The sequence below is a fragment of the Pseudomonas sp. CM25 genome (assembly GCF_013179705.1).
Classification (GTDB): domain Bacteria; phylum Pseudomonadota; class Gammaproteobacteria; order Pseudomonadales; family Pseudomonadaceae; genus Aquipseudomonas.
Map to the genome: position 1 here is coordinate 1 of NZ_JABMCW010000676.1, position 1,035 is coordinate 1,035.

Consider the following 1,035-nt stretch of genomic DNA (forward strand, 5'->3'; position numbering starts at 1 on the left):
GGCGACACCGTCGACAGCACGTTCGACAAGGCCCCGGCCACCTTCAAGGTCGGTGACGGCAACCTGCTGCCTGGTTTCGAAAGCGCGTTGTTCGGCTTCAAGGCTGGTGACAAGCGTACTGTAGTGGTGGCCCCGGAGAATGCCTTCGGCCAGCCCAATCCGCAGAACATGCAAACCATGCCGCGGTCCCAGTTCGAAGGCATGGAGCTGTCCGAAGGGCTGCTGATCATCTTCAACGATGCCGCCAACGCCGAGCTTCCGGGCGTGGTCAAAGCATTCGATGATGACCAGGTGACCATCGACTTCAATCACCCACTGGCTGGCAAGACCCTGACCTTCGAGGTGGAGATCCTCGAGGTGAAGGCCCTGTAAGCCTGGAGCCGAGCATGCAAATCAAACTCGCCAACCCTCGCGGCTTCTGCGCGGGGGTCGACCGGGCGATCGAGATCGTCAACCGCGCGCTGGAAGTCTTCGGCCCGCCGATCTATGTGCGTCACGAAGTGGTGCACAACAAGTTCGTGGTGGAAGACCTGCGCAACCGTGGTGCCATCTTTGTCGAAGAGCTGGACCAGGTACCGGATGATGTCATCGTCATCTTCAGTGCCCATGGTGTTTCCCAGGCCGTGCGCCAGGAAGCCGCTGGCCGTGGCCTGAAGGTGTTCGATGCCACCTGCCCACTGGTCACCAAGGTGCACATTGAGGTGGCCAAGTACAGCCGTGACGGCCGCGAGTGCATTCTCATCGGCCACCAAGGGCACCCGGAAGTCGAAGGCACCATGGGCCAGTACGACGCCAGCAATGGCGGTGACATCTACCTTGTCGAGGACGAGAAGGACGTTGCCAACCTGCAGGTGAGAGACCCGGACCACCTGGCCTTCGTCACCCAGACCACGTTGTCGATGGACGATACAAGCCGTGTCATCGATGCCCTGCGTGCGCGCTTCCCGAACATCGGCGGCCCGCGCAAGGACGACATTTGCTACGCCACCCAGAACCGCCAGGACGCGGTGAAGCAACTGGCGGACGAGTGCGATG

The 1,035-nt window shown here is 61.4% G+C and carries 2 protein-coding genes; both read left to right on the plus strand.

Translation table 11 applies throughout. The features are described 5' to 3' along the window. The coding region (locus HP546_RS30600) for a peptidylprolyl isomerase (RefSeq protein ID WP_172233715.1) at positions 1-372 on the plus strand (372 nt) is incomplete at its 5' end. Between the two features lie 14 nt (positions 373-386). After that, positions 387-1,035, plus strand: a 649-nt coding sequence (ispH, locus tag HP546_RS30605; protein WP_172233718.1) for a 4-hydroxy-3-methylbut-2-enyl diphosphate reductase, incomplete at its 3' end; no start/stop codon positions are given.